At 66.0% G+C, this 611-nt stretch carries 1 protein-coding gene and 1 pseudogene; one reads left to right on the plus strand and one right to left on the minus strand.

The window, feature by feature from the left end; genetic code table 11:
- The coding region (locus EN885_RS33070) for a GyrI-like domain-containing protein (protein WP_164897977.1) at window positions 1-276 on the plus strand (276 nt) is incomplete at its 5' end.
- 4 nt (window positions 277-280) lie between these two features.
- On the opposite strand, the pseudogene EN885_RS33075 reads toward EN885_RS33070, so the two are convergent.
- Window positions 281-611: pseudogene (locus EN885_RS33075) on the minus strand (DSD1 family PLP-dependent enzyme); the annotation flags it as partial.

Genomic DNA, 611 nt, shown 5'->3' on the forward strand with positions numbered 1-611 from the left:
AATTTCGACTACATCGGCGGCGTCGAAGTGTCTGACTTCTCCGACCTGCCCAGGGACTTCTACCGGGTGCGGGTGCCGGCGCAGAAATATGCGGTCTTTGCCCACCGCGAACACATCTCGACCATCCGCCGGACGGTCAACACGATCTGGAACAAATGGCTGCCGGCCTCCGGGCATGAGATCGCGGACGCGCCGGAATTCGAACGCTACGGCCCCGAATTCGACCCGCGCAGCGGCAAGGGCGGGCTGGAGATCTGGATACCGGTGAAGGCGTAGTCGGTCAGGCCATCGGCAACGCCGGCCAGCGATCGGCGATCCGGCCGCCGGAAAACACCGCGATCGACCCGAACTGCTGCAGCACGGCTTCGCTCTGCGTCGGCCTTAGAAACGCGTAGTCGCCGGGCTTTGCGGTCGCGTCGGCGGGCAAGCCCATGAATTGCTGGTTGGAGGACAGGCCGAGCAGCCCGTTCGCCTTCATGCCTTCTGGGAAGACCGGCTCGGCCATCCACTTGCCGCCATAGAGGTAGCAACCCTTGCGCGGGAACCGGCCGAGCGCCTGCAGCAGGCGGGGGACGGCCGGCGGGCCGGGCAGCATCGGCTCCCACCTTTTT

It is taken from the genome of Mesorhizobium sp. M6A.T.Cr.TU.014.01.1.1, from assembly GCF_004022765.1.
Classification (GTDB): Bacteria; Pseudomonadota; Alphaproteobacteria; order Rhizobiales; family Rhizobiaceae; genus Mesorhizobium; species Mesorhizobium mediterraneum.